Source organism: Saccharothrix sp. NPDC042600 (assembly GCF_040647305.1).
GTDB classification, from domain to species: Bacteria; Actinomycetota; Actinomycetes; order Mycobacteriales; family Pseudonocardiaceae; genus Actinosynnema; species Actinosynnema mutabilis.
This window is the reverse complement of sequence record NZ_JBEZBW010000181.1, coordinates 1-8605: the sequence shown is the minus strand read 5'-3', so window position 1 is coordinate 8605 and position 8605 is coordinate 1. Positions and strand designations below refer to the sequence as shown.

The following is an 8605-nucleotide window of genomic DNA, read 5'->3' as shown; positions in this document are numbered from 1 at the left end:
GGCGGCGGCGGGCGGGGCGGCGGCGGACCGGGGCGGCGGTGGGCCGGGCAGCGGCGGGCGGGGGTGCTGAGCGGGCCGTGGTCAGTTGAGGTGCGGCGGGGTTCGAGTGCGCCGCAGTGCCAGCCGAGCCCAGTCCGCCAAGCCCGGCCGAACCCCCGCAACACAGCGGCCCCGTCGCGCGGGCGCGACGGGGCCACCACGTGCAATCCGTTCTACCGCACGGACTTCGGGGTCAGCTTGACCTCGATGGTGTTGCCCGGACCGGCCGTCAGCGCGCTGATCAGCGCGTTGAGCTGGCCGCAGCCCTGCAGTTCGGGCAGCGTGTACGTGCCGGTCAGCGTGCCGCCGGCGAGCGGGTCGAAGCCGGGCTTCGACTGGAGCGGGATGGACGCCGGGGTCTTCGTCTGGCAGTTCGGGCTCGTGCTCACCGGGATGCCCATCACGGTCACCCGCGGCAGCTTCACGGTCACCGACGACGTCGAGCTGAGCACCCCGCCGGACAGCGTGCCCGTCGTCTTGGCCGCCTGCACGAACTGGATCTTCGCCGTCACCGGCAGGAACCCGAAGATCTTGAAGTTGCCCGTCGTCGGGTTCAGCACCAGGTCGGCGTCGAACTTGCCGGTCGCCAGGTCCAGCCCCGCGTCGATGCCGCCGGTGAGCTGCACCGTCCCGTTGGCGGCCTTGATCTTCGTGCTGCCGGCCAGGTTGTAGCCGTAGCGGATGACCGTGCCGCCGCCCGGCTTGGTGCGCGCGGTGACCGCCGCGCTCGCCGCCGACCGGTTGCCCGCCGCGTCGAACGCCACGACGGTGAACGAGTACTCGGTGTCCGCCGCCAGCCCGGTCACGTTGGTCGAGGTGCCCGTCACGGTCGCCACCTTGGCCGCGCCGCGGAACACGTCGTACCCGGTCACGCCGACGTTGTCGGTCGCGGCGTCCCAGGCCAGGCCGATGCTGTTCTCGGTCTGCCCGGTGGACCGCAAACCGGTCGGCGTGGACGGCGCGACACCGTCGGGCGCGGCCTTGGTCCGCACCTTCAGGGCGGCGCTCGCGTCCGAGGTGTTGCCCGCCGCGTCCTTGGCCACCACGGTGAACGTGTACTCGGTGTCCGCGGTCAGCCCGTCGACCACGGCGGACGTCCCGGTCACCGACTTGACCACCGAACCACCCGACAGCACGTCGTACCCGACGACACCCACGTTGTCCGACGCGGCCGTCCACTCCAGCGAAACGCTCGACGTCGTCTCACCCGTGGACTTCAGCCCGGACGGCGCGGACGGGGCCTGCGTGTCCGGCGCGTCCCCGGTGCGGGCGGACACCGCGGCGCTCGCGTCCGACCGGTTGCCGGCGGCGTCCTTGGCCACCACCGCGAACGAGTAGTCCGTGCTCGGCGACAGACCGTCCACCACCGCGGACGTGCCCTCCACCGACTTCACCACGGAACCGCCGGACACCACGTCGTACCCGACGACACCGACGTTGTCCGACGCGGCCGTCCACGACAGGGACACCGTGGACTGCGTCGTGCCGGTGACCGCCAGACCCGAAGGCGCGGACGGCTTCTCGGTGTCGGGCAGCTGGGCCGTCCGACCGGTCACCGCGGCGCTCGCGTCCGACACGTTGCCCGCGGCGTCCTTGGCCACCACGGTGAAGGAGTACTCGGTGTCCGCGGTCAGCCCCTCGACGGTCGCCGACGTGCCGGTCACCGACGCGACCACCGCACCACCGGACAGCACGTCGTAGCCGACCACGCCGACGTTGTCCGACGCGGCGGTCCACGACAGCCCGATGCTGTTGGCGGACGTGCCGGTCACGGCCAGGCCCGTGGGCGCGGAGGGCTTCTGCGTGTCCGGCGCGGCCGGCGTGCGCACGGTGAGCGCCTCGCTGGCGTCCGACACGTTGCCCGCCGCGTCCTTCGCCACCACGGTGAACGTGTAGGCGGTGTCGGCGGTCAGCCCGTCCACCACCGCGGACGTCCCGGTCACCGACTTGACCACCGAACCACCCGACAGGACGTCGTACCCGACGACGGCCACGTTGTCCGACGACGCGCCCCACTGCAGCGAGACCGAGGTCTGCGTGGCGGCGGTCGAGGTCAGCGGGCCGGGAGCGGTCGGCTTCTGGGTGTCCGGGGCGGCCTTGGTGCGCGCGCTGACGGCGTCGCTCGCGGCGGAGCGGTTCCCGGCCGCGTCCTTGGCCACCACGGTGAAGGAGTACGCGGTGTCGGGGGTCAGCCCGTCCACCACCGTGGACGTGCCGTCCACCGACTTCACCACCGAGCCACCGGAAAGCACGTCGTAGCCGACGACACCCACGTTGTCCGTGGCGGCGGTCCACGACAGCGGGACCGACGTCTGCGTGGTCTCGCCGGCGGTCAGGCCGGTGACCTTGGCCGGCGCCTCGGTGTCCGCCGCGCCGGTGATGGTGAAGGTCTGCAGGACGTTGCGCGCGGTCGCGTCGACCAGGGTGCAGTCGGAGGTGAAGGTGCCCAGGCCGGTGGGCGTGCCGTCGGCCTTGAGCGGGGTCATGGTCAGGACCAGGTCGTGCACGGACAGCGTCGCCGTGCCCGGCTGGTCGAAGCGCAGCGCCGGCGCGGAACCCGACGCGTTGACCACCAGGTCGCCCGACGGCGGGATCGGCTGGTTCGGGATCGCGGTGGGCACCTGCACGGCCAGGTGGCCCTGCGGGGAGGAGACCAGCGAGGTGGCCAGGGCGGAACCCTGGATCGTCTCGCCGCCCACCAGGCGCAGGCCCTGCGTGGCCGTCGAGCCCGCGTTGGACACCGCCGTGATGTCGATCTTCGGCGTGAACGTGCCCTGCGCGATCTCGTTCGGCAGCGGGTTGGTGCTGATGTCGACGGTGACGTTCTGGTTGCCGATCAGCGGGAACGGGCAGTTGTAGACCTGCTTGAGCGGCGGGTGCGCGCCGCTGCCGATCACCGGCTCCGGGGTGACCGGCGCGCCGGTGACCTCGTAGGTCTGCAGGATCGTGGGTTGGTTGGGCGCCGGGGTGCAGGGCGCGATGAAGGTGCCCAGGCCGGTGGGCGTGCCGTCGGCCTTGAGCGGGGTCATCTCCAGTTCGAGGTCGGTCACCGAGAGCGTGGCGGTGCCGGGCTGGTCGAACCGCAGGCCGGGCGCGACGCCGGCCGCGTTGACGACGAGGTCGCCGGAGGCCGGGATCGGCTGGTTCGGCACGTTCGTGGTGACCTGCACGGTCAGGTCGCCCTGCGAGCCGGGGCCGTCGACGGTCGAGGTGGCCCGCGCGACGCCCTGGATGGTCTCCGCGCCGACCAGCCGCAGGCCCTGGGTGGCGTTGGGGCCGGCGTTGGAGATCGCGGTGATCTCGATGACCGGCGTGAAGGTGCCGGTGGCGACGGACGCGGGCTGGTTGTCGCGGGTCTTGATGTTGACCGAGACGGTCTGGTCGCCGATCAGCGGGAAGGTGCAGGTGTAGGTCTGGTTGAGCTCTCCCGCAGCGGCGGTGCCGGTGCCCGTGCCGATGGCGAGTCCGCCCACGACCATGGCGGCGGTGGCCACCGCGCCCAGGCGGGTCAGCCTCCGGACCTGTTTTCTGTGTCTCACGGATCGTCCTCCCTGACGCCGAGGGCACGCCAGAAATAGGGGGCAGGGTGTGAATGCCTGTGTTACAGCCACGCTACGTGCCGTCAAATTAACGACGCCGCGTCCCACCCCGCAAGACCTCCCCGAAACACTCCGAGAAGTTGTCACACCCGACTAATTCCGAGTACGCACATTGGCACGTTTGCGCTGGTCACGGACGCAAGAGCGGTGGTCACCCACCGTATACCGGCGAGTAGGCCACCGCTCTCGACAATAGTCCGGACGGTCCACGCGCTAAACGGCGTTTGTCATCCCGGCACCAATTCCGAAATTGTTCTTGTCACCTGTCTGACAACTTTCGCGCGGTCAGCACGACGGCGTGGTGGGCCGGCCGGCGAACCGGTCGCCCAACCAGTTGAGCGCGTTGGTGCCGCCGATGCTGACCGCGGTGATGTGGGCGGCGAGCGGGAGGGCGGTCCACTGGAGGTCCGCGCCCAGCGCGCAGTACCGGTCGCGCAGGCCGGTGGCCGTGCGGTACGGGATCAGCTCGTCGACCGTGCCGTGGTAGAGGTAGACCGGGACGGCCGGGCGGACCGAGCCCAGCCGGTTCTCGGCGAGCCGGGCCTGCCAGCGCGGGTCGCGGATCACGCCCGGCACGGTGGTCAGGCTGTCGATCCGGGTGAACGGCGCGAGCAGCGCCATCTCCGCCACGCACGCCTCGGCGACCTGGCGCGCGACGTCCCGGCCGCGGGCGTTGAGCGGCAACGGCAGTTCCGGGTAGGCGGTCGCGTAGCCCACCGCCGCGCCGACGACGAGCCCGGAGCCCGGGCCGCCGTCGTTGAACTCGGCGACCTCGTTCATGTCCGCCGGCACCCCGCCCTCGGCGACGCCGACCAGCCGCACGTCGGGCGCGTAGGCGGGCTGGAGCTCCGCCGCGAACGCCGCCGCCTGCCCGCCCTGCGAGTAGCCGAACGCGCCGACCGGCGTGCCCGTCTGGCCGAGCAGCGACTGCGCCGCGCGGGCGGCGTCGAGCAGCGCACGCCCCTCGGACCGGCCGACGGCGTAGGTGTGGGTGCCGGGCGTGCCGAGACCCTCGTAGTCGGTGATGACGACGGCCCAGCCCTTGAGCATCGCCTGGACGAGGAAGGCGATCTCGACCTCGGTGCCCACGCGCATCCGGTAGGAGGGGGCGCAGCGGTCGCCGAGGCCCTGGGTGCCCATCGCGTAGGCGATCAGCGGGCGCGGGCCGTTCGACCACGGGACCGGCGGGACCAGGAGGGTGCCGGAGACGGCGTTGGGCGCGCCGGTCGCGGAGGTGGAGCGGTAGAGGAGCTGGTGCGTCGCGACCGGGGCGGGGAAGACGCGGAACGGTTCGGGGTGCCAGTCGACCCGGCGGCTGCGCAGCACGTCACCGGGGTCGCCGGGCAGCGGGGTGGGCGGGGTGTAGAAGGCGTCCTGGGACGGCTCGGGCGGTCGCTCGTCGGCGTGCGCGGCCGGGGCGGTCAGGAGGAGTGCGGCCAGCAGGGTGACCAGGAGTCGGATCGGCATCGTCGCCTCCGCAGGGGATTGTGGTAACCACCGTTTCCGCAATGTAGGGCCGAACGCGCTAATCTGACAATCCCTGTTACCACTTTTCGAGGAGCCGCCCGTGGCCCGGCCGTACGCGGGGATCAGCCAGGACGAGCGCAGGAGGCGGCGCCGGGACCGCCTGTTGCTGGCCGCGTTGGACCTGTTCACCGGGCGGGGGTTCGCGCAGACCAAGGTCACCGAGCTGTGCAGGGCGGCCGGCGTCTCGACGCGCAACTTCTACGAGGAGTTCGAGAACAAGGAGCGCTTGCTGCTCCTCCTGCACGACCGGATCAACAGCCTGGCCCTGGACCGCGTGACCGCCGCGCTGGCCGCGCTGGACTCCGCCGACGCCGCCACCCGCATCTCGACGTTGCTCGACGCGTTCGTGTCGTCGGTGACGGCGGACCCGCGCGTGCCGCGACTGGCCTATGTGGAGGCCGTGGGGGTGAACGCGGAACTGGAGCAGCAGCACCAGGACTGGGTCGCGCGGTGGGCGGACTTCATCGAGGCGGAGGCGGAACACGCCGCGGCACAGGGCTTCGCGCCGGGGCGGGACTTCCACCTGACCGCGATCGCGCTGGTGGGGGCGGTGACCGGCCTGCTCCGCGAGTGGCAGGCCCACGACCCGCCGCTGGACGTGGCGGACATCGCGGCCGAGATCAAGGGCCTGATGCTGGCCGCGATCACCCGCTGACCCCTCGGCGGGCCCGGGTGGCGTTCGGCGACCTTGTCGCGCGGTTCTCCGGAAAACGCCGACGGGACCCACCCTCGCAGCGGGTCCCGTCGCTTCGTGCCTTGCCGTGTCGGGGTTCTACGGTCAGAAGGTGAGCTTCCAGACGTCGATGTAGCCGGTGTCCTGGCTGTAGACGTCCTGGACCTTCAGCCGCCAGGTGCCGTTCGCGGCCTCGGTGGAGGCGTTGACCGTGTAGGTGGTGTTCACGTTGGGCGTGCTGGAGTTGCTGGAGTTCTTCAGGCGGTAGGTCGAGCCGTCCGGCGCGACCAGGTCGATCACCAGGTCACCGCTCCAGGAGTGCTTGATGTCGACGGTGACCTTCAGCGTGGACGGGGCGTTGCCGGTCAGGCCGGAGGTCGTGATGTTGCTGTAGACCGCCGAGCCGGCGTCCGGGATCGCCACGTCGGTGGCGTTCTCGAAGGTCTTGCCGGGCGGGTTCGGGGTGCCGCCGCCGAGGCTGTCCGCCGCCGCCTTGATGGCCGCCGCGAAGGTGCTCACCTCGGTGTAGACACCGGGGTTGTTGGGGCGCGCGCAACCGTTGCCGTGGCTGACGATGCCGACCTGGATCCACTGGCCGGCGTTGTCGCGGCGGAACATCGGGCCGCCGGAGTCGCCCTGGCAGGTGTCCACGCCGCCGTTGGCCAGGTCGCCGGCGCAGATCTCGGCGGCGAAGATCAGGTCGCTGTAGTACGGGTCGGAGTTCTTGCACGTGGTGTCGTCGATGAAGTCCACCTTGGCCTTCATCAGGTACCGGGACTGGCTGCCGCCCTCGCGGGTGGCGCCCCAGCCGGCGACGTCGAACACGCCGTTGTTGTAGGCGGCGGTGGTGGCGATCGGCAGCAGGGCCGCGCCGGAGATCGGGCTGGACAGCTTGATCAGGGCCCAGTCGCCGCCGGTGGACGTGCCGTAGGTCGGCGCGCGGTGGACGTAGCTGGACGTCCGCTTGATGGCGGAGGTGTCCTGGAGGTCCGCGACGCCGTAGGTGGCGGTGATGCTGGTGTTGTCGCCGGTCCGGCTGACGCAGTGGGCGGCGGTGAGCACGAGCTGCTCGGTGTACATGGCGCCGCCGCAGCCCATGGACAGGCGGACCATCCACGGGAACTCGCCCTTGGCGGCCTGCGTGCCGCCGACGACCTGCGGGGTGACGCCGCCCGGGTCCGGCGGCATCGGGGCGGAGTGGGCTTGGCCGCCGAACGCGGCCAGGGTGGCGGCGATGCCCGCGGCGAGGGCAAGCGCCTTCTTCGCTGTGAAGCGCACAGTCGTTCCTTCCCGCGCCCGGCCGGAGGTGGTGCGTGCAGGGTCGGCCGGAGCGTCGAGTGGTGTGTCAGCAGGGTGTTGTGCACCGGTTGACGCCGGCGGCTCATCATGCGCAGCCGGAAGCCTCGCTCACAATCCGACGATCGACGGGAGTTCTTCCGGTGTTCCGCGTGTTTCCGCGGTGTTAATCGATGGTGGAGCCGGTGATGGTCACTTCGGTGGCGCCGAGGAAGAAGATCCCCTTCAGGCCCGGTGTCTCGAAGCCGGCGCTGGGGTTGCGGCGCAACGTCGAGCCGTCCACGACCATCGTGCCGCTGCGGTCGTTGCTCACGAAGAAGATCGCGCCGCCACCCTCGTTCGCATGGTTGTCCTCGATGAGCGTGCCCGCGATCTTGACGGTGAACTCGTTGCCGTCGGCGTAGAGCGCCCCGCCGCTGCCGCCGCCGGGTTCGCCGTCGCGGGCGGGGTTCGCGCCGCGGCCGATCGCCTTGTTGTCCTTGAAGACGCTGTTGAGCACGACCCAGGAGGTGCCGATGCTGCTGAGCGCGCCGCCGTTGGAGCACTCGCCGTTCTGGAAGGTGCTGCCGACGACGTGGACGGGTTGCTTCTGGCCGAACGCGCGAACCGCCGCGCCGCCGAGGTCGGGACCGTTCTCGTCGCACCGGTTGCGCAGGAACCGCGAGTTGACGACCTTCAGACTCCCGCCGCGCGCGTAGACCGCTCCGCCGCCTTCCTCGGTCTCGCCGGTGGCGTCGCCGTCGGCGAGGGTGAGGTTCTGGAGGGTGAGCCGGGGGTGGGTCTGGTCCTGGCAGCGGGTGCCGGCGCCGAGCGAGCGGTCGCAGGTGTTGAGGTAGAGGATGCGCCGCTCCCCGCCACCGCTGAGCGTGACGGTGCCGCCGCCGTCGAGGACGACGGTGGTGTGGTCGTTGCGGATGCGGAGCGTGTCGGTGAGGACGATCGTGACGTGCTCGGGGCCGCAGTCGAACGTGATCGTGCCGCCGGTGTCGACGGCGTCGGCGAGGGCGTCGGAGGTGCAGCTCGCGGGGGTGCCGGTGCCGACCACTTTGGTGGGGGCGGAGGTGTCCTCGGGTTGGGCTTCCGGTGGGACGACGGCGGTTCCGGCGGGGTTGGCCATGGACTCGGGGCGTGGCTTGGGTTTCGACGTGGTGGTTTCCGGGGTCGTGGTGGTCGTCGTCGTCGTGGGGTCGGGTGTGCTGGGCTTGGTCGCGAACGGTTGCGGGGACGAGGTGCAGGACACGAGCACGACGGCCAGCAGTGCGCACGGCACGACCCAACGACGCGACATGGTCCGCAACCCTAGGGAGCCAGGTTGATCAGCGCGACCCCTGGCGGGAGCAACCTGCGGGTGGGGCCGTGCGGTGCTGACGCGGAGGGAGCGACGGGCCGGGGCGGCCGGGCGGCGAGGGCGGCGCGGACCGGGGCGGCCCACCGGCCGGGGCGGCCGGGCGGCGAGGGCGGCGCGAACCGG

At 71.7% G+C, this 8605-nt stretch carries 5 protein-coding genes and 1 pseudogene; 1 reads left to right on the top strand and 5 read right to left on the bottom strand.

The window, feature by feature from the left end:
* Positions 1-212: 212 nt before the first annotated feature.
* Positions 213-3578 (bottom strand): fibronectin type III domain-containing protein, encoded by a 3366-nt coding sequence (locus AB0A74_RS41860; RefSeq protein WP_358258685.1) that lies wholly within the window; start codon positions 3576-3578, stop codon positions 213-215.
* Between the two features lie 345 nt (positions 3579-3923).
* Positions 3924-5105, bottom strand: a complete 1182-nt coding sequence (locus tag AB0A74_RS41855; protein ID WP_358258684.1) for a lipase family protein — start codon at positions 5103-5105, stop codon at positions 3924-3926.
* A gap of 100 nt (positions 5106-5205) precedes the next feature.
* On the opposite strand from AB0A74_RS41855, the gene AB0A74_RS41850 reads away from it, so the two are divergent.
* On the top strand, positions 5206-5820 hold the full coding sequence (locus tag AB0A74_RS41850) for a TetR/AcrR family transcriptional regulator (RefSeq protein ID WP_358258682.1): 615 nt from the start codon (positions 5206-5208) through the stop codon (positions 5818-5820).
* Positions 5821-5943: 123 nt separating this feature from the next.
* On the opposite strand, the gene AB0A74_RS41845 is transcribed toward AB0A74_RS41850, so the two are convergent.
* From AB0A74_RS41845 to AB0A74_RS41835, 3 genes and pseudogenes are all read right to left on the bottom strand, one after another.
* The gene (locus tag AB0A74_RS41845) at positions 5944-6261 is read right to left on the bottom strand and encodes a proprotein convertase P-domain-containing protein (protein ID WP_358258687.1); all 318 of its coding nucleotides are present in this window, start codon (positions 6259-6261) and stop codon (positions 5944-5946) included.
* A gap of 51 nt (positions 6262-6312) precedes the next feature.
* Positions 6313-7062: pseudogene (locus AB0A74_RS41840) on the bottom strand (serine protease); the annotation flags it as partial.
* Positions 7063-7300: 238 nt separating this feature from the next.
* Positions 7301-8422, bottom strand: a complete 1122-nt coding sequence (locus AB0A74_RS41835) for a hypothetical protein (protein WP_358258680.1) — start codon at positions 8420-8422, stop codon at positions 7301-7303.
* Between the last annotated feature and the right edge of the window lie 183 nt (positions 8423-8605).